Annotated in this window: 17 protein-coding genes and 2 pseudogenes; 7 read left to right on the forward strand and 12 right to left on the reverse strand. The window is 67.9% G+C overall.

Features of this window, described 5'->3' with window-relative positions; all coding sequences use genetic code 11:
* Positions 1 to 16: 16 nt before the first annotated feature.
* From AB4Z47_RS09595 to AB4Z47_RS09625, 7 genes and pseudogenes are all read right to left on the reverse strand, one after another.
* Positions 17 to 1,195 (reverse strand): lipid-transfer protein, encoded by a 1,179-nt coding sequence (locus AB4Z47_RS09595; protein WP_441949629.1) that lies wholly within the window; start codon positions 1,193 to 1,195, stop codon positions 17 to 19.
* A complete protein-coding gene (locus tag AB4Z47_RS09600; protein ID WP_441949630.1) occupies positions 1,188 to 1,607 on the reverse strand; it encodes a MaoC family dehydratase in 420 nt (139 codons plus the stop codon). Before AB4Z47_RS09600 ends, AB4Z47_RS09595 begins: the two co-directional genes overlap by 8 nt.
* Complete coding sequence (locus tag AB4Z47_RS09605; protein ID WP_441949631.1) at positions 1,604 to 2,542, reverse strand: bifunctional MaoC family dehydratase N-terminal/OB-fold nucleic acid binding domain-containing protein; 939 nt, start codon at positions 2,540 to 2,542, stop codon at positions 1,604 to 1,606. The genes AB4Z47_RS09600 and AB4Z47_RS09605 overlap by 4 nt, the downstream gene beginning before the upstream one ends.
* Positions 2,543 to 2,560: 18 nt before the next feature.
* Positions 2,561 to 2,806: an acyl-CoA dehydrogenase family protein gene (locus AB4Z47_RS09610; RefSeq protein ID WP_441949756.1), complete on the reverse strand. Its 246-nt coding sequence runs from the start codon at positions 2,804 to 2,806 to the stop codon at positions 2,561 to 2,563.
* 174 nt (positions 2,807 to 2,980) lie between these two features.
* A pseudogene (locus AB4Z47_RS09615) lies at positions 2,981 to 3,877 on the reverse strand (acyl-CoA dehydrogenase family protein); the annotation flags it as partial.
* On the reverse strand, positions 3,862 to 4,926 hold the full coding sequence (locus AB4Z47_RS09620; RefSeq protein WP_441949632.1) for an acyl-CoA dehydrogenase family protein: 1,065 nt from the start codon (positions 4,924 to 4,926) through the stop codon (positions 3,862 to 3,864). The gene AB4Z47_RS09620 and the pseudogene AB4Z47_RS09615, both read right to left, overlap by 16 nt.
* 25 nt (positions 4,927 to 4,951) lie before the next feature.
* Positions 4,952 to 7,135, reverse strand: a complete 2,184-nt coding sequence (locus AB4Z47_RS09625) for an acyl-CoA dehydrogenase family protein (RefSeq protein ID WP_441949758.1) — start codon at positions 7,133 to 7,135, stop codon at positions 4,952 to 4,954.
* Positions 7,136 to 7,316: 181 nt separating this feature from the next.
* On the opposite strand from AB4Z47_RS09625, the gene kstR reads away from it, so the two are divergent.
* The 5 genes and pseudogenes from kstR (at position 7,317) to AB4Z47_RS09650 (ending at position 13,945) form a co-directional block, all read left to right on the forward strand.
* Entirely contained in the window at positions 7,317 to 7,967 is a 651-nt protein-coding gene (gene kstR / locus AB4Z47_RS09630; RefSeq protein WP_441949633.1) for a cholesterol catabolism transcriptional regulator KstR, read from the forward strand.
* A gap of 250 nt (positions 7,968 to 8,217) precedes the next feature.
* A complete protein-coding gene (otsB, locus tag AB4Z47_RS09635; protein ID WP_441949634.1) occupies positions 8,218 to 10,794 on the forward strand; it encodes a trehalose-phosphatase in 2,577 nt (858 codons plus the stop codon).
* A gap of 160 nt (positions 10,795 to 10,954) precedes the next feature.
* The gene (locus tag AB4Z47_RS09640; protein WP_441949636.1) at positions 10,955 to 11,836 is read left to right on the forward strand and encodes a metal ABC transporter solute-binding protein, Zn/Mn family; all 882 of its coding nucleotides are present in this window, start codon (positions 10,955 to 10,957) and stop codon (positions 11,834 to 11,836) included.
* Positions 11,837 to 11,876: 40 nt separating this feature from the next.
* Positions 11,877 to 12,701 (forward strand): annotated as a pseudogene (locus AB4Z47_RS09645) (metal ABC transporter ATP-binding protein); the annotation flags it as partial.
* A 395-nt stretch (positions 12,702 to 13,096) separates the two neighbouring features.
* Positions 13,097 to 13,945, forward strand: a complete 849-nt coding sequence (locus tag AB4Z47_RS09650; RefSeq protein ID WP_441949760.1) for a metal ABC transporter permease — start codon at positions 13,097 to 13,099, stop codon at positions 13,943 to 13,945.
* A 223-nt stretch (positions 13,946 to 14,168) separates the two neighbouring features.
* Here the strand turns inward: AB4Z47_RS09650 and AB4Z47_RS09655 are convergent, their stop codons facing one another.
* Positions 14,169 to 14,675: a hypothetical protein gene (locus AB4Z47_RS09655; protein WP_441949637.1), complete on the reverse strand. Its 507-nt coding sequence runs from the start codon at positions 14,673 to 14,675 to the stop codon at positions 14,169 to 14,171.
* A gap of 223 nt (positions 14,676 to 14,898) precedes the next feature.
* Here AB4Z47_RS09655 and AB4Z47_RS09660 point away from each other — a divergent pair, with 223 nt between their 5' ends.
* On the forward strand, positions 14,899 to 16,143 hold the full coding sequence (locus AB4Z47_RS09660; RefSeq protein WP_441949638.1) for an acyl-CoA dehydrogenase family protein: 1,245 nt from the start codon (positions 14,899 to 14,901) through the stop codon (positions 16,141 to 16,143).
* A gap of 55 nt (positions 16,144 to 16,198) precedes the next feature.
* Positions 16,199 to 17,008, forward strand: a complete 810-nt coding sequence (locus AB4Z47_RS09665) for an enoyl-CoA hydratase/isomerase family protein (RefSeq protein ID WP_441949640.1) — start codon at positions 16,199 to 16,201, stop codon at positions 17,006 to 17,008.
* Here the strand turns inward: AB4Z47_RS09665 and AB4Z47_RS09670 are convergent.
* The 4 genes from AB4Z47_RS09670 to ispF all read right to left on the reverse strand — a co-directional run bounded on the left by AB4Z47_RS09670 (position 17,005) and on the right by ispF (position 20,500).
* Positions 17,005 to 17,283, reverse strand: a complete 279-nt coding sequence (locus AB4Z47_RS09670) for a DUF4190 domain-containing protein (protein ID WP_441949642.1) — start codon at positions 17,281 to 17,283, stop codon at positions 17,005 to 17,007. The two genes, AB4Z47_RS09665 and AB4Z47_RS09670, sit on opposite strands and share 4 nt — an antisense overlap.
* Before the next feature lie 298 nt (positions 17,284 to 17,581).
* Positions 17,582 to 18,562 carry a 23S rRNA (guanosine(2251)-2'-O)-methyltransferase RlmB gene (gene rlmB, locus AB4Z47_RS09675; protein WP_441949643.1) on the reverse strand — a complete coding sequence of 327 codons (981 nt, stop codon included), beginning with the start codon at positions 18,560 to 18,562 and terminating at the stop codon, positions 17,582 to 17,584.
* The gene (gene cysS / locus AB4Z47_RS09680; protein WP_441949645.1) at positions 18,562 to 19,968 is read right to left on the reverse strand and encodes a cysteine--tRNA ligase; all 1,407 of its coding nucleotides are present in this window, start codon (positions 19,966 to 19,968) and stop codon (positions 18,562 to 18,564) included. The genes rlmB and cysS overlap by 1 nt, the downstream gene beginning before the upstream one ends.
* A 64-nt stretch (positions 19,969 to 20,032) precedes the next feature.
* On the reverse strand, positions 20,033 to 20,500 hold the full coding sequence (ispF, locus tag AB4Z47_RS09685) for a 2-C-methyl-D-erythritol 2,4-cyclodiphosphate synthase (protein ID WP_441949762.1): 468 nt from the start codon (positions 20,498 to 20,500) through the stop codon (positions 20,033 to 20,035).
* Between the last annotated feature and the right edge of the window lie 23 nt (positions 20,501 to 20,523).

Here is a 20,523-nt window from a genome sequence, read left to right on the forward strand (position 1 = left end):
CACGGGGATGAGGATTTCAGTGAGCACTGAGCACCAGCCCGGAGGTCGGAACGCCAGTGCCTGCGGTGACCAGAATGTTCTCCAGATTCTCCACGGGGTTGACCGAGGTGCCGCGGATCTGCCTGACCGCCTCGGCGATGCCGTTCATGCCGTGGATGTAGGCCTCGCCGAGTTGGCCGCCATGGGTGTTCAGTGGCAGACGGCCGCCGAGTTCGATAGCTCCGTCGGCGATGAAGTCCTTCGCCTCGCCGCGCGCGCAGAAGCCGAGTTCCTCCAACTGCATGAGGACAAAGGGGGTGAAGTGGTCGTAGAGGATGGCAGCCTGCATGTCGCCGGGGCCAAGTCCGCTCTGCGCCCACAGCTGGTCGCCGACCAAGCCCATCTCCGGAAGTCCGGTCATAGCGTCGCGGTAGTAGCTGGTCATCACGTACTGGTCGGCGCCGGAACCCTGGGCGGCCGCGGCGATTACGGCCGGCCGCTGTGGCAGATCGCGTGCGCGCTCGACGCTGGTCACCACGATCGCAACGCCGCCGTCGGACTCCTGGCAGCAGTCCAGCAGATGTAGCGGCTCGGCGATCCAGCGCGAATTCTGGTGATCCTCCAGCGTGATCGGCTTGCCGTAGAAGAAGGCGGCCGGGTTCACCGCGGCGTGCTTGCGGTCGGCGACGGCCACTGCGCCGAAGTCCGCGCTGGTGGCGCCGTAGACGTGCATGTAGCGGCAGGCCACCATCGCCACCTGCGCGGCAGGTGTGCCGAGGCCCTGGGGATAGGACCAGCCCGCGTCGATGCCCGACGACGTCGGCGCCGCCGCCAGCGACGTGGAGAACTGCCCGAACCGCGATACCGAACGCTCGTTGAACGCGCGATAGGCGACGACCACGTCGGCGATCCCGGTGGCCACCGCCATGGCGGCCTGCTGGACGGTGGCGCAGGCCGCGCCGCCGCCGTACCCGATGTGGCTGAAGAACTTCAGCTGCGGGATGCCGACCGCCCTTGCCACCGCGGCCTGGGTGTTGGTGTCCATGGTGAACGTGGTCAGGCCGTCGACATCGGCCGCCGTAAGTCCCGAGTCCGCCAGCGCCGCCGTGACCGCTTCCGCGGCCAACCGCAGCTCGCTGCGGCCGGAGTCCTTGGAGAAATCGGTGGCGCCGATGCCGACGACGGCCGCGTGACCCGAAATGGTCTGCTCAGTCATTGGCCCTCCGCAACGCGATGACGACTGTAGCCGTGATGTGATCGCCGAGACTGTCCGTGCCGACCACGTCGATATGGATGTCGTCGCCCTCCAGCGCGGTCACCGTGCCGGTGAGCGTCAACGTGTCCCCCGCGTACAACGGAACGCCGAGGCGCAGCGCGATCGACTTCACGATCGCGCGCGGCCCTGCCCAGTCGGTGACGAAACGCTGCACCAGCCCGGTGTCGGTGAGGATGTTGACGAAGATGTCCTTGGAGCCGCGCGCGACAGCCTTGTCCCTGTCGTGGTGTACGTCCTGGAAATCCCTGGTGGCCAATGCCGTACTGATCACAAAGGTCGGATCGGCGGTGATCACGAGCTCGGGCAACACGGTGCCGACCCGCACGGCATCCGGTTCCACGGGGGCGGTCATGGGATCACCTGCCAGATCGGCAGGATCACGTCGTCATCGAGTTTCTCGAAGCCCGCCTGGACCGGCAGGCCGACCCGCACCTCGGCTGGGTCGATGCCGCGCAGTTCACCGAGCATGCGCACACCTTCCTCCAATTCGACCAGCGCGACCACGAACGGCAGCTGCCGTCCCGGCACTTTCGGCGCGTGGTGCACGACGTAACTGAACACGGTGCCGCGCCCGGAGGCGACGACGTAGTCGGTCGGCTTCGACTTGTCCTGCCAGATGGCCGGAATAGGCGGGTGCCGCAGCGATCCGTCCGGCAGCCGCTGGATGCGCAGCTCGCCGACCTTGGTTCCCTCCCAGAAGAATTCGGTGTCCCACGAGACCAACGGCTTGACCCGGGCACCGGCGTCGGGCTGCGCTGCCGCGCCGGTGCCCGGCGCGAACTTCAGCAGACGGAACAGCATCTCGGCGACGACCTCGTCGCCCACGTGCCAGCTGGTCAGGAAGGTGACGAACCAACCATCCCCGAGCGCCGTTCGCTTGGGACCGCGGATGTCCGACAACCTGCTGGTGACCGAAAGCTCTTCCCCGACATTGAGATACCGGTAATAGGTCTGCTGGCAGTCGGTGGCGACCACGGAGGTGTAGCCCGCCGCGTCGAGCAGTTCGGTGGCGGCACCCATCGGGTCGTCGGCGGGCCGAGAACCGTTGAGCCCGAACATGGTCCACACCTGTGCCATGGCGGGCGGCGCGACGACGCCGGGGTGCCCGGAAGCGCGGGCGGCCTCCTCGTCGACGTAGATGGGGTTGGTGTCGCCCAGCGCCTCCACCCAGTTGTTGATCATCGGCTGGTTCACCGGATCGCGCCCGAAACGGGGCGCGCACTCGCCCGCGGCCTTGATTGTCTCGGCTGCGGCGATGATGGCTTCCGGAGTGGTGGTTTCCGGCACGCGCGGCTCCTTAACTCGTTATCGGGGTACTCGCGGCAAGCGCAGTCCCGACGAGGCGACCAGCTCGCGCATCACCTCGTTGACGCCGCCGCCGAAGGTCACCACGAGGTTCTGTTTGGTCCTGCGGTCGAGCCAGGTGAGTAGCTCAGCGGTGTCGGGTTCGGCTGGGTCGCCGTAGCGGCCGATGATCTCCTCGGCGAGCCTGCCCGCCTCCTGGAGCGATTCGGTGGAGTAGACCTTGGTGGCCGACGCATCGGCGATCACCTGGGACTGGTCACCGTCGACATCGGCGGCGGGCGCGACGGGCCCGGAGGCGGTAGCGGAGCGTGACCACGCAGGGCCCCGCGAACGCCGACTATCAGACGCAGCGGCGCGCGCGACGGGTCCGGAGGCGGTAGTTGAGCGTGACCACCCGGGGCCCCGCGAGCGCCGCCCGTCGGATTCAGCGGCGACCTGCCAGTTCAGCAGCTCGTTGAGTCGGGCCATGGCGTGGATGCGGCCGAGCGATCGACGCACATCGCTCTCGCCGAGCACGCCGCGGGGCTGCGCCCAGTCGCGCACCCGGTCGTAGAGTTGCTCGATCTTGCCGGAGGGTCCGAGGCTCACCCGCTCGTGGTTGAGCTGCGTCGTAATCAGCTTCCAGCCTCGGTTCTCCTCGCCGACCAGCATGTTCGCCGGAACACGCACATTGTCGAAGTAGGTCGCGTTGGTGTGGTGGGCGCCGTCGCAGGTGATGATCGGCGTCCACGAGTAGCCGGGATCGGTGGTGTCCACGATCAGGATGGTGATGCCGCGGTGACGCGACTCGACCGACCCGGTGCGGCAGGCCAGCCAGACATAGTCTGCCTCGTGCGCACCCGTGGTGAAGATCTTCTGCCCGTTGACGATCCAGTCCCCGGCGTCGTCGCGCACCGCGGACGTTCGCAGCGACGCAAGATCGGTCCCCGCCTCGGGCTCGGAGTAGCCGATCGCGAAGTGAATGTCGCCTGCGAGGATTCCGGGCAGGAACTGCTTCTTCTGTTCTTCGGTACCGAACTGCTGCAATGTCGGTCCGACCGTCAGCAGGGTCACCAGCGGAAGCGGGACATCGGCACGGACGGCCTCGTTGAAGAAGATCTGCTGCTCGACCGGCCCGAAGCCCTGGCCGCCGTACTCCTTCGGCCAGCCGACGCCGAGCCAGCCGTCGCGTCCCATCCTGCGCACCACCGCACGGTAGGCGTCGCCATGGCGGTTCACCGCCATCTCGGCCTCCTCCTCAGGAGTCACGAGATCGGCGAAGTACAGGCGCAGTTCGTCACGTAATCGGCGCTGCTCGGTAGTCAGGTCGATGAACATCTGGCCCCCAATCGATCAAGTCGGAACGACGGCCCGCCGAGCCAGCGAGCGATGTCCTTGGCTTGTGAGTAATAGCGATGCATCGGGTGGGTCACGTCCACCCCGAGGCCGCCGTGCAGGTGATGGCACTTCTGCATGGCCTGTGGTAATTCCGCGGCGACGGAGTAGGCGAGGATATCCAGATCGTCGTCGGTTCGGCTGCGATGCTCCTGGCTCGGACCATCCTGCGCCAGCGCCCAGGTCGCCGACAACGCGGCCACGTGCAGGGTGCGCGAGACGACGTACAGATCGGCGATCTGCTGGGCCACCGCCTGGAACTCCGCCAGCGGCCTACCGAATTGGCGACGGGTCCGCAGATGCTCGGCGGTCAGGATGAGCGCACCCTTTAGCAAACCGTCGGCGACCGATCCGATCGAGGCAAGCGCCAGCCGGTGCAGGTCGGCGAGACCGGTCGGCCACAGCTGGTCGGCAGGTATCTTCACCTGGTCGAGCCGCACGCTGCATTCCGGGATGCCGCCGGAGACCGGAGTCGGTGTCGTGGTGAGTCCCTCGGCTTCCGAATCAACAAGGGCGATACCGGAATTGGTCGGTACGAGCAACCAGCGCGCCTGCTCGGCGTAGGGCACGGCAACCTTGTGCCCGGTGATGCGCACCGTGTTACCGCTGATAACCGCGGTGGTCTCCGGCTTCACCGTGAACGGCGCCGCCGGTTCGCTCAGCGCGGCGGTGAGCACCGTGCCCTTGGCGACCTCGGGCAGCACCTGCTCCCCGATGCTCTCCGGCGCAGAGGCCAACAGCGGCAGCACGCCGAAGCCAAGCGTCGGCAGGGCCGGCACCGCGACCGCGTCCGTAGCCAGCTCGGTGAGCAGCACCGATACTTCGAGTAGGCCCATACCATCGCCGCCGTGCCGCTCCGGCAGCGCGATCGAAAGAAGTCCGGAGTCGACCAGTCTCGGCCATAGTTCCATATCGCGGGCCGGCTCGCGCTCCATCAAGCTCACGACGACTTCGGCCACGGCATCTTGGCCCTCTTCCCTGGTGAAGTCCACGCTTTTCTCCCAGTTGTCTCGGCGACTAGCTGTCAGCGTCACGAGGCAGCCCCAGAATCCGCTCACCGGCCACGGTGAGCAGAATCTGCTCGGTTCCACCAGCGATCGATAAACAGCGCGTGAGCAGGAACTCCTTCGCCACTTCGGCATCCTGCGCACCGATGGGCCCTGCCGTCTCGACAGCGAATTCCGCGACCGCCTGGCGGTGGCGTACCCCGAGCAACTTGCGTACGCTACCCTGCGCGCCGGGGTCACCGCCCGCCAACATTCGGACCGCGGCGCGCTGCTCTAGCAAAATTCCGGCGATCGCCTCGGCGACGAACCCGCCGAGCCGGTCGTTCAGCAGTTCCGCACCGGGACCCGTGGCGGGCGATTTCGCGATCAGCTCCTCGAGCACGGGCCCGATGCCGTTGCCACCCATTGCGACGCGCTCTGTCGACAGGGTCGAGCGGGCGATCTTCCATCCGTTGTTCAGTGCGCCGACCAGACAGTCATCGGGCACGAACACATCGTCGAGGAACACTTCGCTGAAGCGTGCCTCGCCGGTGATCTGCACCAGCGGCCGGACCTCTAGACCCGCGCTGTGCATGTCGACAAGGAAGTAGGAAATGCCGCGGTGCTTGGGCGTGTCCGGGTCGGTGCGGGCCAGGCAGATCGCCCAGTTCGCCTTGTCGCCGAGCGAGGTCCACACCTTCTGGCCGCGCAGCACCCAGCCGCCGTCCACCTTCTTCGCGGTGGTGCGCAGCGCCGCCAGGTCCGAGCCCGCCTCGGGTTCGCTGAACAGCTGGCACCAGACCACTTCGCCGCGCAGCGTAGGCCAGGCGAACCGGTCGATCTGCTCCGGTGTTCCGTGTTGCAGCAGGGTGGGGACCGCCCAGCCGCCGATGGCCAGGTCCGGTGCGGTAAGGCCCGCGCGGCGCAGTTCCTCGGAGATCATCAGACCGGTCATCGGGTCCGCGGCGCGGCCATAGGGACGTGGCCAGTGCGGCATGACCAGTCCCGCCTCGACCAGCGCGATACGCTGCTCGTCAGCGGGCAATGCCGCGATCCGCGCGACCTCGGCGGCCAGCTCGTGCGCGTTGCCGTCGTCCACGACGGCCGCGCCCCCAGCATGAGCAGCCAGGCCGGGAGGCGGCAGCGAAGCGTCACCACGGAGGGCTCCGCTCGTACGAGAAACAGAATCGGCAGCGAACACTTGGTCGACGCCGGTGGTGCGCCGCTGCCCCGAGCGCGTCAGCTCGGTGACCCTGGCCCGCCAGCGCGCCGAGCCGCCGAGCAGCTGGCGCAACGCCACCGCCCTGCGCAGGTACAGGTGCGCGTCGTGCTCCCAGGTGAAGCCGATGCCGCCGAGCACCTGGATGCAATCCTTGGCGGTCTCGACCGCAGCGTCCAGGGCGATCGCGGCGGCGATCGCGGCGGCGATCGGCAGTTCGGCGCCGCCTTCGTCTACGGCGGCCGCGGTGTCGGCCGCGACGGCGCGGATGAGCTCGGTCCGGCACAGCATCCAGGCACAGATGTGTTTGACCGCTTGGAAGGATCCGATCTTGCGTCCGAATTGCTCACGAACCTTGGCGTATTCGACCGCCGTCTCCAGACACCAACCCGTGAGACCGGCCAGCTCGGCGGCGGCGAGGGCGACGAGTAGGTCCTCGGCCGCGTACGGCGCGGCGAACACCTGCTCGGCGGGCACGCGCACGTCGGCGCAGTGCACCCGCGCCAGCGGCGTGCTCAGGTCCAGCGGCGGCAGCGGCTCGACCCGCAGACCGGCGGCATCCGGCGCAACCACGCACCAGCGCTGTCCCTGCGGAAGAGATACCGGTAGCAGCACCGCGGTTCCCGGCGCCGCACCGAGGACGGAATCCCAGATACCTGTAAGCATCAACTCGCCGCTCGCGGCGGGTACGCTCACCGCCGAACCGACAACGAAGTCGAGCGCGACACCGCAGGGGAGGTCCTCGTCGAGCCGTCCCTCGGTGATCAGATTGGCCAAAGCCGTTGCGAGCACAGGGCCACCGACCAGGTCGTGCGCCGCCTGCTCCATCAGGACGGCGAGATCGGCGACCGAACCGCCCGCGCCGCCCGCATCCTCGGACACCGCGACCCGGAAGATTCCGATCTCGGCCAGCGCCGGCCAGTAGGCGCGCCAGAAGTCCGCCGGGTCGGCCCGCATTGTTGCAATTGGACGGACCGACGCCGCCCATCCGCGCATCGACTCCTGAACGGCTTTATGCTCGTCAGTGGTGGCGATGGTCACAGTCCATACCGCCTTTCCGGCGTGACTCCCACACCTAGAACATGTTCTAATATCCTAGCTGGGCGTAAGTCAAGACACGATCACCGCCCTGGCAGACCACGCCGATGAACAACGTTTCCGGAAAGGACTCTCATCAATGGCCAGTCCCTCCCGATCGCAGCCGACCGATCCGAGCTCGGCGGCGCCGACCGCTACCGTCACCACCCTCAGTGAGGACGACCTGAGCTCGGCGGCGCAGCGGGAGCGGCGCAAGCGGATTTTGGACGCAACCTTGGCGCTGGCCTCCAAAGGCGGATACGACGCGGTCCAGATGCGCGCGGTAGCCGAGCGCGCCGATGTCGCGGTCGGCACGCTCTACCGGTATTTCCCGTCGAAGGTGCATTTGCTGGTCTCCGCGCTGGCGCGCGAATTCGAGCAAATTGAGGGCAAGCGCAAGCCGCTCGCGGGACAGTCCCCGCGCGAGCGCATGCACCTGCTGCTCACTCAGATCACCAGAATGATGCAGCGCGACCCGCTGCTCACCGAGGCCATGACCCGCGCGTTCATGTTCGCCGACGCGTCGGCCGCTGCCGAGGTGGACCGCGTCGGCAAGGTGATGGACCGCGTTTTCGCACGCGCCATGAACGATGGCGAGCCCAGCGAGCGCCAGCTGGCCATCGCGCGGGTGATCAGCGATGTCTGGCTGTCGAACCTGGTCGCTTGGCTGACCCGGCGCGCCTCGGCCACCGATGTCACCGAACGGCTGGAGCTGACGGTGGATCTCCTGCTCGGGGACCGGGACACGTAGACCTGCGACCGTCAGCGACCTCCTGGCAAATCGGAGCCCTTTCCGCCGCGCCGAGGCGATCGGCCCCGGTGTGCGACGCAACTCACCCGCTCCGGACCCGAGGCCGTCAACTGGGCAGATCTTGCCGATTCGGTGCCCGTGCGAGCGTTATCGTGCGCACGCGTACCAGCGCGCTTCTGTGCGGCGAATTCAACACAGTATTGTTTTGGCCGCCCCATGAAAAAACTCCTCCCATCACTAGGTTGGATGCGTGAGCGCACAGGATCTGCCACTGGAATTTCGCCGTGCACTGTCGACGGTCGCGCGCGTGCCACGGCTGCTGGTCGCATCGGATTACGACGGGACGCTCGCGCCCATCGTGTCCGACCCGACCAAAGCCTTTCCCCATCGGGAATCGGTGAGCGCGTTAAGAGCACTCGCCGGCTTGACCGGGACCACCGCTGCCGTCATCTCCGGCCGTGCACTGCGAGATCTCGCGGCATTGTCCCGCCTTCCGGTCGAGGTGCAGTTGATCGGTAGCCACGGCTCGGAGTTCGACGTGGGCTTCGTGCACGCGATCGACAACGACGCCAAGCACCTGCTCCAGGAGGTGCAGACGGCACTGAGCCGGATCGCCACGGAGAACCCCGGCGTCTCCGTCGAGATAAAACCGGCCAGCGTCGCCTTGCACGTGCGCAATGCGAGCCCCGAGATCGGGCATCGCGCGCTGTCACAGGTCCGGCAGGGCCCGGCGTGCTGGATCGGCGTGCAGGTGACCGAGGGCAAGTCCGTCATCGAACTGGCCGTGGTGCAGACGGACAAGGGCACCGCGCTGGACACCGTCCGGCATCAGGCCGGCGCGTCGGCAGCAGTGTTCTTCGGTGACGACGTCACCGACGAGAAGGCGTTCCGGGTGCTGTCCGGTCCCGACGTCGGCATCAAGGTCGGCGACGGCGAGAGCGTGGCCAGGTTCCGGGTGGACAACACCGAGGCCGTGTCCTGGGCGCTGGCCTTCCTGCTCGAGGAGCGGCGCACCTGGCTGGCCGGCGCGAGCGCGCCGCGCATCGAACGGCTGACCATGCTGGCCAGTCCACGCTCGGTCGCGCTGCTCACCCCCGACGCGACGGTTACCTGGTTCTGCCATCCGGAGCCGGATTCGGCCGCGGTGTTCGCGCACCTACTCGGCGGCCCGCAGGCCGGTCATTTCACCATCGAGCCGGAACGGCCGGGACTTCCGCTCTCGCAGCGTTATGTCGACGGCACGATGACCGTCGAAACACGGTGGGCCAGCTTGCAAGTGGTCGACTACCTGCCGCACGACATCGCGGCGACCCGCACCGACCTGACCAGGGTGATCACCGGCGACGCGAGGGCCGTCGTCACGTTCGCGCCGCGGCCGGAGTTCGGTCAGGTGCCGGTGACCCTCGAGGCGCAGGAAACCGGGCTGCGGGTGCACGGCACCAACGATCCGATCGTGCTGCGCTCACCCGGCGTGCAGTGGCAGATCGTCTCCGACGGGATACACGAGTCCGCCCGGGCCGTGGTCGATCCGTCTCGGGGCCCGGTCGTGCTCGAGTTGCGCTGCGGCACCGTCGATTTCGCGCCGGCCATGAGCAGCGAGCCGGAGCGGCGGCGGCAGGCGGAGAACTACTGGGCACAGTGGGCCTCCCAACTCACGCTGCCGCCGCTGAAGCCCGATCTGATGAAGCGCTCCGCGCTGACCCTGCGCGGTCTGGTGCACGTGCCGTCCGGTTCGATCCTCGCGGCCGCCACCACATCGCTGCCGGAGGACATCGGCGGCGTACGCAACTGGGACTACCGCTACTGCTGGCTGCGCGACGCGTCGCTGACCGCCCAGGCACTGGTTTCGCTCGGCTCGCTGACCGAGGCCGAGGACTTCCTCGGCTGGGTGCACCGCGTGCTGGAGACGCTGCCCGGCCCGGAGCGACTGCACCCGCTGTACACGCTGTACGGCGAGACGCTGCCGCCCGAGGCATCGATCGACCAGCTGCCCGGCTATGCGGGCTCGCGGCCGGTGCGCATCGGCAACGCGGCGAACATGCAGGTGCAGCTGGACGTCTTCGGCCCGATCGTCGACCTCATCTCGACCCTGGCGCACGCCAGGGAGCTGAAGGGGATCACCGATCCGGCGCACGCGCTGCCGGACGCCGACTGGGAACTCGTGCAGGCCATGGTGCACGCGGTGCAGCGCCGCTGGCAGGAACCCGACCACGGCATCTGGGAGATCCGCGGCAACCCGCGCCACCACGTGTACTCGAAGGTGATGGGCTGGCTGACGGTCGACCGGGCACTGACCCTGGCCCGGAAGTTCGATCGCCAGGTCGATCCGGCCTGGACGACGCTGCGCGACACCATCGCCGACGAGGTGAAGGCCAAGGGCTGGAACGAGGACGTGCAGTCCTACACGGCGGCCTACGACGGCACCGACCTGGACGCGGCGACCCTGCACATCGGATTGAGCGGCCTGATCGATCCGTCCGATCCGCGCTTCGCGGCGACCGTCGTGGCGACCGAGGCCGAGCTGCGCAGCGGCTCGACCGTGTACCGGTACCACCACGACGACGGTCTGCCCGGCGGCGAAGGTGGCTTCCACCTGTGCGCGGCCTGGCTGGTCGAGGCATACCTGCTGATCGGGAAGCGCTCGGACGCCGAGGCGCTGTTCGCCCAGCTGGTCGATGTCGCGGGCCCGACCGGACTGCTCAGCGAGGAGTACGACCCGGTTGCCGAACGGTCGCTCGGCAACCACCCGCAGGCCTATAGCCACCTCGGCCTGCTGCGTTGCGCGCAACTGCTCGGACAGCCGGCCGAAGCCAAAGCCATGGCCTAGTGACGCGAAACCACTCGGGGCCCGCGAACGAGGAATCGTTCGCGGGCCCTTCGCGTTCGAACTTCAGATCGGCGTCGCATCGTTCCCGTTGACGGCTACTGCTAGAGTTAAACGGGAACGATTTCCATTATGATCTAGAGCACTGCCAGGAGTACCCCGCGTGAGAACTCGATTCCCCCTGAAACATGCAGGCATCGCCGTGGGGGTTGCCGCCGCGCTGACGCTTACCGCCTGCGGCAGCTCGAAGGACTCGGACCGGCCGACCGTAGTCGCCTCCACCGACGTCTGGGGCGATATCGCCGCCGCCATCGCGGGCTCCGACGCCACAGTCCGGTCCCTGATCACCGATCCGAACGCCGACCCACACTCGCACGAGACCTCTGCCGTGGAGTCGGCCGAACTCAGCGACGCCGACTTGGTCGTCTACAACGGTGGCGGTTACGACGAGTTCGCTGAGAAGGCGGTGGCGGGCCGGAACAAGCGCACTGTCGACGCGTTCGAGTCCCGGGTCGACAAGAGCGACGAGAACGAGCACGTCTGGTACGACGTACGCACCGTCGGCGTGGTCGCCGACCGGATCGCCGCCCAGCTCGGCGAGCTGAACCCGGACAAGGCCGCGGCCTACACCGAGCGTGCGGCCGCGTTCGAGAACCGACTCGGCGCGATCACCGCGATCACCGGCAAGCTCGCCGCCGAACACCCGAAAACACCAGTGCTGCAGACCGAACCGCTCGCGCACTACCTGTTGGTCGCCGCCGCGGCCGAGGATCTGACCCCGCACGAGTTCCAAGAGGCCATCGAGCAGGAGACCGACCCGGCGCCCGCGGCCGTCGCGACAACCCAGGACCTGCTCGCCGGCAAACGGGTGCGCGCGCTGGTCTACAACGTGCAGACCCAGGACAAGATCACCAAGGACCTGCGGGCCAGCGCGCAGAGCGCGGGCATCGCCGTAGTCGAAATAACCGAAACCCTGCCCGACGGCATGGATTACATTCAGTGGCAGACCAAGAACGCGCAGGCACTCGCTGCCGCGCTGGACTGACCAGATGAGCAAGGGAGCGGCGCTGACCGAGCACACTGGGATGGAACGGCGGCCACCGCGCCTCGCAAGTGGTTCGGCCGCCGTCCGGCTGGAAGCCGCCCGATTGTCGTTCGGTGACCGCACGCTCTGGCAGGAACTGGATCTCACGGTCGCCGCAGGCGAATTCGTCGCCGTCCTCGGGCCGAACGGGTCGGGCAAGACTTCACTGTTGAAGGTGCTGCTCGGCCAGCTCGGCCTCAGCGCAGGAACGGCGCGGATCGCGGGCGCACCCACCCGGAAGGGCAATCCGGACATCGGCTATGTGCCGCAACAGAAGACGATCGATGCCGGCGTGCAGTTGCGCGGCGTCGACCTGGTCGGGCTCGGCGTCGACGGGCATCGCTGGGGGCTGGGGCTGCGCTCCCGCGTCGAACGTAAACGCAAGGTGGCGGCGGCCATCGCCGACGTCGGAGCGGAGCGGTTCGCCTACGCGCCATTGGAATCCATGTCCGGTGGTGAACAACAGCGGCTGCGAGTGGCGCAGGCGCTGGTCGGCGATCCGAAGGTGCTGCTGTGCGACGAGCCACTGCTGAGCCTGGACCTGGCCAATCAGCGGCTGGTCGCGGAGTTGATCGATCGGCGGCGGCGCACCCACAACACCGCAGTGCTTTTCGTGACACACGAGATCAATCCGATTCTGCCGTTGGTGGATCGGGTGCTGTACCTGGTCGACGGAAAGTTCCGGATCGGGACGCCGGACGAGGTGATGACCTCGGAGGTGCTCTCGGAGCTGTATCGGACCCAGGTGGATGTGCTGCGCGTGCGTGGGCGACTGGTGGTCGTCGGGACCGGCGATACGATGGATGCCCTCGGCGCGGCGGGCGGGCACTGCCATGGCGCGGCGGGTGACGGATTCGCGCCCGGCGTTTCCGCTCAGGACGTCGCGCTGCCATCCGCCGACGCGGCGGCGCACGTTTCTGCCGGGGACGCGGGAGGCCTGGCGACCCTCGACCCCCGCGACGGAGACAGCGACAACCACAGCCACCGTCACCTCGACGGCAACGGCCACACCGACGGCCACAACCACAGCCACTCCGACCTAGACTGCCACGGCCGCACCGACGGCGACGGTCGCGGTGACGCCGACAGCCACGACCACGGTCACGCGGACGACGACAGCCACATTCACGCCGACGGCAACGGCGCGACCCTGTCGGCCGCCCATCAGGATCCGAGGGAAGTGCGCTCGTGACCGACAAGCTCTCCGGCGTCGTTACGAAGATGTTCGACCTCGCCACCACCGCGAACCTGCTCTCCTACGACTTCGTGCAGCAGGCGGTACTGGCAGCGGCGCTGCTCGGGCTGTTGTCCGGCGTGATCGGCCCGCTGATCATCAGCAGGCAGATGTCATTCGCCGTGCACGGCACCAGCGAGCTGTCGCTGACCGGCGCGGCCGCCGCGCTGCTGGCCGGAATCGGAGTCGGCCTCGGCGCCATCATGGGCTCGGTGGTCGCGGCCGTGCTCTTCGGTCTGCTGGGAACTCGTGCGCGGGAACGCGATTCGGTGATAGCGGTGGTGCTCTCGTTCGGGCTCGGGCTCTCGGTGCTGTTCCTCTGGCTCGGTCCCGACCGCGCGGGGTCGAAGTTCTCGCTGCTGACCGGGCAGGTGGTCAGCGTCGGCAACAACGGCCTCGGCCTGCTCGCCACCTGCACCGTGGGCGTGCTCGCGGTGCTCGCGTTCGTCTACCGTCCGCTGCTGTTCGCCAGCTCCGATCCGGAGGTGGCGGTGGCGCGCGGGGTTCCGGTGCGGGCGCTGTCCATCGTGTTCGCCGTACTGCTCGGCATCACAGCGGCCTTCGGGGTGCAGATCGTCGGGGCGCTGCTCGTGCTCGCACTGCTGATCACACCGGCCGCCGCCGCGGCGCAGCTCACCGCGAATCCGATCCGGGCAACCGTACTCGCGGTGGTGTTCGCCGAGATCGCCGCCGTCGGCGGCATTCTGCTGTCGCTCGCCCCAGGTGTTCCGGTCTCGACGTTCGTCACCACGATCTCGTTCCTGATCTACCTCTGCTGCCGGGTGGTCGGCACCCGACGCCGCCAGGTTGGCTCGCCCGCCGCTCCGGCTCTTTAGGCCGTACGAGTTGGGGTGACACGGGGTTTGCGTTCAGGTCCTGCGTTCGGTGCTGCGCCGCCACCCCGGGACTTCAGACCGTACGAGTCAGGTGGCGCGAGATTTCCGTTCGGGTCCTGCGTTCGGTCTCACCCGAGCCTTGGGCGTACCCGGTGAGTTACCGATGTTGTCGCGAAATCAGTTGTTGCGCAGCGATATTCTGGTAGATCGCGGACGATCAGGATCAGCTCGCGAGCAAGGCGATGAACACCAGGATCGAACCGCCGAACACCACCGCGTGCCGGACGTTCTGCAGGTACGGCATCACCCAGCGGGGGAACGCGCCCTCGGCCGCGGCGAGCAGCGCACGCACGTCGATCTTCGCCAACATCGGATCGCCCTTGCGCCCGAAAGCGGCCTGTACGCCCTTGGCCGCGGTGCGGTTGGTGTACAGGATGACGGCGTTTCCCAAGAAGACCAACGGCTGGAAGACCCAGGCCAGCACCGTGCCCGAGTAATTGCCGGACAGCTCGAGCGCAGCGACGACGGTCATGATCAGGGGCACGGCGGTTTCGTGGCCCCCCGCGTCGAAACGCATCTTGTTCTCCTCGAGGATGGTCGGACGCACACCCTGACCGACCAGCTCCGCCTCGGCGGCGGCTTTGGCGGCCGCTCCATAGCGGTGCCGCACCACAGGGATGCTGACGAAGGCGAGCGCGATCAACAGCTGGGCGACAGCGGCGACGGTCATTGAGATTCTCCTCGTTCGGTGCGGGGCTGTGCGCCCTGGTTCTCGATGACCGCAACGATGCCCAGGCGCGCTGACACGGCGCTGGTACCGGACGTCAGCGAGATCGGCGCAGCTCAGCCGCACTCCATGCGCAAGAAGCTTGCCGATGGCAGCCGCCATCAGTCTTTTCGGATCGGTTTCGTATGCTCGACCCATCGCGCCCCCGAACGAATGGTGACCAACGATGATCGATTTCGCGATTCCCGCCGAACTCGCCGCCGAACGCGACCGAGTCCGCCAGTTCGTCATCGACGAGATCGTTCCGTACGAGCGGGACCCACGCCTGACAGCACACGGCCCGACCGACGAGCTGCGGCAGGAACTGGTCGAACTCGCCCGCGCCGCGCAGCTGCTCACCGTGCAGGCGCCCCAGTCGCTCGGCGGACGCGGACTGACCCACGTCGAGCAGGCGGTGATCTACGAGGCGGCGGGCTGGTCCACGCTCGGCCCGATCGCGATGAACTGCGCGGCGCCCGACGAGGGCAACATGTTCCTGCTGTCCAAGGTCGCCGACCCGGACCAGGTGCAGCGTTATCTGGTCCCGGTGGTCGGCGGACACCAGCGCTCGGTTTTCGCCATGACCGAGCCGGACGGCGCGGGCTCCGACCCCGCCCAGCTGGCCACCGAGGCGACCTTCGACGGCGCGAACTTCACCATCAACGGCCGCAAGTGGCTGATCACCGGCGCGAACGGCGCGAAGACCTGGATCATCATGGCCCGGCTCGCGGCCAACCCGCACCTACCCGAGGGCCCCACCTTGTTTCTCACGGACGGCGACCAGACCGGCGAGAGCGACGGGCCCGGAGGCGGTAGCTCGCGTAACCACGAAGGGGGCCGGGAACGCCGGATCAGGCAGGGCATCGTCATCGAACGCACGATGAACACGATGGACCGAAACTACGTCGCCGGGCACGGGGTGGTCCGCTTCGAGAACCTCGTCCTACCCAAGGAGGCACTGCTGGGCGAGGCCGGCCAGGCGCTGCGCTACGCCCAGCTGCGGCTCGCCCCAGCTCGGCTGACCCATTGCATGCGCTGGCTCGGCGCGGCCGAGCGGGCGCAGAGCATCGCGGTCGAGCATGCGCGCACCCGCACCGCGTTCGGCAAGCCGATCGGCGAGCACGAGGGCGTGTCGTTCATGCTGGCCGACAACGAGATCGCGCTGCACCAGTGCAGGCTCACCACCTGGCACGCATGCTGGCTGATGGACAACGGCGCGAAGGCGCGGCACGAGAGCTCGATCGCCAAAGCGTTCGTCTCCGAGGAACTGTTCAAGGTCGCCGACCGGTGCGTACAGGTGCTCGGCGGCATCGGCATCAGCGACGAGACGGTGGTCGAGATGATCTTCCGGGACATGCGCGCGTTCCGGCTCTACGACGGGCCCACCGAGGTGCACAAGTACGCCATCGGACGCAAGGTCCTGCGCGGGTAGCAGAGGTCTTTCGGCCCGAGGTCAGGGTGGCGCCGGTCGGCTAACATGCTGTGGCATGAGTTCGGAACTGCATGTCGATGTCTCCGCGGGCATCGCCGTGCTCACGCTCAACCGGCCCGCTCAGCAGAATGCCTTCACCCCGACGATGGCCGCCGAACTGAGTGCCGCGCTGCAGCGCTGTGATGTCGAAGACGCCATTCGTGCCGTGATCATCACCGGCACACCGCCCGCGTTCTGCGCCGGCGCCGACCTGTCCAACCGGGTCGGGGAGGTCAGCGCGACCCTGGACCCGCCGCCGTGGCGGGTGCGCAAACCGGTGATCGCGGCGGTGAACGGGCATGCGGTCGGCGTCGGGCTTGCCATCGCCCTGCAATGCGACCTGCGGTACATGGCGCAGGACGCGGTGTATGGGCTGAATCAGGTCCGTCGCGGCGTCGTGGCCGACGGTTACGCGCACTGGACGCTGCCCCGCCTGGTCGGCATCGCCAACGCGGCCGACATCATGCTGACCGGCCGCACCTTCGACGGCGACGAGGCGAAGGCGATGGGCCTGGCCAACAGTTGCCTGCCCGCGGGCGAGGTGCTCGCGACGGCGCTTGCCGTCGCGCACGACATCGCGAACGGTTCGGCGCCGTTACCGGTGGCGCTGTCCAAGCGGCTGCTGTGGGAGGGGATCGGGATGAGCTCCACCATGGTCGGCCACCTGGAACACGACCTCAACCAGCACGTCACCAAGAGCATCGACGGCGGCGAGGCCATGGCGGCGTTCAGGGATCGCAGACAGCCCAATTGGACCGGCAGCGTCAGCTCTGAGTGGCCTGCATGGGAGGTCGAGGGCGAACAGGAACGGCCCAGTTTGGACTAAGCGTTGCCGCCGATCAGGATCAGCAGGAACAGCACAGCGAAGATGATCATCAAGACGGTGCCGATGATGCCGAGGATATAGCCGACCAGCACCTGGGCGCGGCCACCATACGCGCCGCCGGACTCCTCGATCTGATCGAGCGCCCGCTTGCCCAGCGCCCACGCCACCGGTCCCAGCACACCGCAGCACAGGACACTTGCCGCGCCGAGGAACAACACCGCCGTCGCATTCGGATGTTCGATCGACTGCCCGATGGGCTGGTTCGGTATCACCACCAGCCGAATTCTACTGCGCTCGCCCGCCTCTCCGGGTCTTTAGGCCGTACGAGTTGGGTGGTATGGGATTTGCGTTCAGGTCCTGCGTTTGATGCTGTACCGCCACTCCGGATCTCTAGGCCGTACAAGTCAGGTGGCACGAGATTTACGTTCAGGTCCTGCGTTTGGTGCCACTCGAGTCTTGGGCGTACCCGGCGAGTTACCCATGTTCTTGCGAAATCTATTGTTGCGATCCGCTATTCGGGTTCATGCCCACACCAGCGGTTTGGTGCGGACCAGAGGCAGACACCACCCGGGATCAAATTCGGCGCTGGCGGGCGATTTCGGAGAGCACTACGCCCGCCGCGACCGAGGCGTTCAGCGATTCCACCGGGCCGGCCATCGGGATCCCGATGACCGCGTCGCAGGTCTCCCGGACCAGGCGGGACAGGCCCTTGCCCTCCGAACCGACCACGACGACGGTGGGCTCGCGGCCGTCGAACTCATCCAGCGTCGTGTCGCCGCCCGCGTCCAAGCCGACGACCTGGATCCCCTTTTCTGCCCAATCCTTCAGCGTGCGGGTCAGATTCGTCGCGCGGGCGACCGGAAGCCGTGCCGCGGCGCCGGCGCTGGTACGCCAGGCAACCGCGGTGACACTCGCACTGCGGCGCTGCGGGATGAGCACACCCTGGCCGCCGAAAGCCGCCACCGAACGGATCACGGCGCCGAGGTTGCGCGGATCGGTAATGTTGTCCAGCGCGACGAGCAGCGCCGGTCCGCCCGAATCCCGGACCTTGGCGAGCAGGTCGTCCGGATGGGCGTAGCGGTACGGCGGCACCTGCAGCGCGACGCCTTGGTGCATTCCGTTGGCGCTCAACCGATCCAAGTCGGTGCGCGGAACCTCCAGGATGGAGATGCCTTTGTCGGCGGCGAGTCGCACACTCTCGGTCAGCCGGTCGTCGTTCTCGGTGCCGACCGCGACATACAGAGCGGTCGCGGGCACGCCGGCGCGCAAGCACTCGACCACCGGGTTACGCCCGAGCACCAACTCCGGGCCGTCGTCGTTCTTGCGACCCGCGGGACGGGACGTGGTACCGCCACGCGTGGCCGCACGGCCCTGCGTGGTCTTGGCCTTGGCGGTCGCGCGCTTGGCGGCCGGATGTTTGGTGCGCTTCTCGGCGGGCGGAGTCGCGCCACGACCCTCCAGCCCCCGTCTGCGCTTGCCGCCGGAGCCGACCACGGCGCCCTTCTTGGTCCCGCCCTTGCGAACCGCACCTCGGCGCTGCGAATTGCCTGCCATCAGTTGGCCTTTCCGGATTGCGGTGTGCCGAGCGCCCATTCGGGGCCGTTGGCGGTGTCGGTGACCTCGATGCCCGCGACCTGCAGGCGATCACGGGCGGCATCGGCGCTCGCCCAGTCCTTCTCGGCCCGCGCGCGCTGGCGACGATCCAGTTCCGCGCGCACCAGCACGTCCAAAGCGCCGAGCGCGGCCGAGGAGTCGCTCGGGATGTACCAGTGCGGGTCGAGCGGGTCAACGCCGAGGATGCCGAGCATGGCACGCACCTGGCTCGCCAGATCGCGAGCCGAGTCGATCGCGTCCACCTCGAGCGCCTTGTTGCCCTCGTGCACCACGCGGTGGATCTCGGCGAGCGCTTTCGGCACCGCGAGATCGTCATCGATGGCGGCGGCGAACGCGTCGGTCCACTTGCCCACCGGGATCTCGCCCGCCCGATCCACGACACGGTTCACGAAGGCCTCGATGCGCTGATAGGACTGCGCGGCATCGTGCAGCGCCTTGTCCGAGTACTCCAACATCGAGCGGTAATGCGCGCTACCCAGGTAGAACCGAAGTTCCACGGCACGAACCTCTTTGAGCATGTTCGGCACCGAGAGCACGTTGCCCAGCGACTTGGCCATCTTCTCCCCGCCCATGGTCACCCAGCCGTTGTGCAGCCAGTACCTGGCGAAGCCATCGCCCGCCGCCCTCGACTGGGCGATCTCGTTCTCGTGGTGCGGGAACACAAGATCCATGCCGCCGCAATGGATATCGAACTCGGAGCCGAGATAGAAACCGGCCATCGCCGAGCACTCCAGATGCCAGCCGGGACGACCGGGTCCCCAGGGCGACGGCCACGTCGGCTCGCCCGGCTTGGCGGCCTTCCACAGCGTGAAGTCGCGCGGGTCGCGCTTGCCCGCACCCGCGCTCTCGCCCTGGTGCACATCGTCGAGCTTGTGGCCGGACAGCTGTCCATAGTCCGGGTAGCTGACCACGTCGAAGTAGACGTTGCCCGACGAAGCGTAGGCGTGGCCGCGGTCGATCAGCCGCTGCATCATGTCGATCATCTGGGTGATGTGGCCGGTGGCGCGGGGTTCCGCGGACGGCGGCAGCACGCCGAGCAGTTCGTAGGCACGGTCGAAGGCGCGCTCGTGCGTGGCGGCCCACTCCCACCACGGCCTGCCGGCCTCGGCGGCCTTGGTGAGGATCTTGTCCTCGATATCGGTGACGTTGCGAATGAACCGGACGTCGTAGTCGTGCGCGAGCAGCCAGCGCCGCAGCACGTCGAACGCGACTCCGCTGCGCATATGGCCGATGTGCGGCTCACCCTGCACGGTGGCGCCACAGAGGTACACCGAAGCACAGCCGGGGACCAAGGGCGCGAAATCGCGCATGGTCCGCGTGTCGGTGTCAAAGAGGCGCAGAGTCACGGCAGTCGATCCTAGCTGGTATATAGGGGCGTTCACGGACCGGCTCCGGTCCGCGGGAGCAGGATCAACGACAGGCTTGCAGCAGGGCAGTCGCCACCGCGGCGACGCCCTCGCCGCGGCCGGTCAGCCCGAGCCCGTCGGTGGTGGTGCCGGACACCGAAACCGGTGCGCCGAGGAGCTCACCGAGCACCTGCTGGGCCTCGGCTCGACGCGGCCCGATCTTGGGCCGATTGCCGATCACCTGGACCGCCGCGTTGACGACCTCGAAGCCCGCTTCGCCGAGTAGCCTGCGCACTTCCTTCAGCATGGCCGCGCCGGTGACACCATCCCATTCCGGGCGACCGACGCCGAACACCGCACCGACGTCACCGAGACCTGCCGCGGACAGCAAGGCGTCGCAGAGCGCGTGCGCCGCGACGTCGCCATCGGAATGGCCCGCGCAGCCGTCGTCACTGTCGAACAGCAGACCCGCCATCCAGCAGGGGCGACCGGACTCGATGGGATGGACATCGCTACCGATGCCGACGCGCATACTCACAGCGCCACCTCGCTGGC

The organism is Nocardia sp. 2TAF39 (assembly GCF_052114905.1).
In the GTDB taxonomy this organism is placed as follows: domain Bacteria; phylum Actinomycetota; class Actinomycetes; order Mycobacteriales; family Mycobacteriaceae; genus Nocardia.

Bases quoted from the DNA above. Each gene is read 5' to 3' on its own strand.
- AB4Z47_RS09595 (WP_441949629.1), bottom strand. From the start codon at position 1,195: ATGACTGAGCAGACCATTTCGGGTCACGCGGCCGTCGTCGGCATCGGC.
- AB4Z47_RS09600 (WP_441949630.1), bottom strand. From the start codon at position 1,607: ATGACCGCCCCCGTGGAACCGGATGCCGTGCGGGTCGGCACCGTGTTG.
- AB4Z47_RS09625 (WP_441949758.1), bottom strand. From the start codon at position 7,135: ATGCGCGGATGGGCGGCGTCGGTCCGTCCAATTGCAACAATGCGGGCC.
- kstR (WP_441949633.1), top strand. From the start codon at position 7,317: ATGGCCAGTCCCTCCCGATCGCAGCCGACCGATCCGAGCTCGGCGGCG.
- AB4Z47_RS09650 (WP_441949760.1), top strand. From the start codon at position 13,097: ATGTTCGACCTCGCCACCACCGCGAACCTGCTCTCCTACGACTTCGTG.
- AB4Z47_RS09655 (WP_441949637.1), bottom strand. From the start codon at position 14,675: ATGACCGTCGCCGCTGTCGCCCAGCTGTTGATCGCGCTCGCCTTCGTC.
- AB4Z47_RS09660 (WP_441949638.1), top strand. From the start codon at position 14,899: ATGATCGATTTCGCGATTCCCGCCGAACTCGCCGCCGAACGCGACCGA.
- AB4Z47_RS09665 (WP_441949640.1), top strand. From the start codon at position 16,199: ATGAGTTCGGAACTGCATGTCGATGTCTCCGCGGGCATCGCCGTGCTC.
- rlmB (WP_441949643.1), bottom strand. From the start codon at position 18,562: ATGGCAGGCAATTCGCAGCGCCGAGGTGCGGTTCGCAAGGGCGGGACC.
- ispF (WP_441949762.1), bottom strand. From the start codon at position 20,500: ATGCGCGTCGGCATCGGTAGCGATGTCCATCCCATCGAGTCCGGTCGC.